The following is a 1104-nucleotide window of genomic DNA, read 5'->3' as shown; positions in this document are numbered from 1 at the left end:
GGGTGGATTAGCTCTACTGACATCTCAACGTTGTCACCAGGCATAACCATTTCCACGCCTTCTTTAAGCGCGATCGCACCAGTTACGTCCGTAGTACGGAAGTAGAACTGTGGACGGTAACCGTTAAGGAATGGAGTGTGACGACCACCCTCTTCTTTAGAAAGTACGTATACTTCTGCATCGAATTTAGTGTGTGGCTTGATCGCACCTGGTTTAGTCAATACTTGACCACGTTGTACGTCTTCACGCTTAGTACCACGAAGAAGAACACCACAGTTCTCGCCCGCACGACCTTCGTCAAGAAGTTTACGGAACATTTCTACGCCAGTTACTGTAGTAGTTTGAGTATCACGGATACCAACGATTTCTACAGACTCACCTACTTTAACGATACCAGTCTCTACACGGCCAGTTACTACTGTACCACGACCAGAGATTGAGAATACGTCTTCAATTGGCATAAGGAATGGAAGGTCAATTGCACGCTCTGGCTCTGGAATGTAAGAGTCAAGTGCTTCAACAAGCGCAACTACAGCTGGCTCGCCGTATTGGCTGTCATCACCGTTAAGCGCAAGAAGAGCAGAACCACGGATCACTGGAGTGTCATCACCCGGGAAGTCGTAAGTAGAAAGAAGTTCACGAACTTCCATTTCAACTAGTTCAAGAAGCTCTTCGTCGTCTACAAGGTCGCATTTGTTCAAGAATACAACGATGTAAGGTACACCTACCTGACGAGAAAGCAGGATGTGTTCACGAGTCTGTGGCATAGGACCATCAGTCGCAGCACATACAAGGATCGCGCCATCCATCTGAGCAGCACCAGTAATCATGTTTTTAACATAATCGGCGTGGCCCGGGCAATCTACGTGAGCGTAGTGACGAGTTGGAGAATCGTATTCTACGTGTGAAGTATTAATTGTAATACCACGTGCTTTTTCTTCTGGTGCAGAGTCGATTGCAGCGTAGTCTTTCGCTTCGCCACCGAATTTCTTCGCACATACAGTTGCAATTGCAGCTGTTAAAGTTGTTTTACCATGGTCAACGTGACCAATTGTGCCCACGTTAACGTGTGGCTTATTACGTTCAAACTTAGCCTTAGCCATG

General features: G+C 46.7%; 1 protein-coding gene. It reads right to left on the bottom strand.

The genetic code is table 11. The features are described 5' to 3' along the window. The coding region (tuf, locus tag PV763_RS17615) for an elongation factor Tu (protein ID WP_138742595.1) at window positions 1–1103 on the bottom strand (1103 nt) is incomplete at its 3' end. Between the last annotated feature and the right edge of the window lies 1 nt (window position 1104).

The sequence above is a fragment of the Acinetobacter sp. AS5 genome (genome assembly GCF_048957595.1).
Taxonomy (GTDB): Bacteria; Pseudomonadota; Gammaproteobacteria; order Pseudomonadales; family Moraxellaceae; genus Acinetobacter.
Note: the sequence above shows the minus strand (reverse complement) of the source record. Positions and strands in the feature narration are given on the sequence as shown.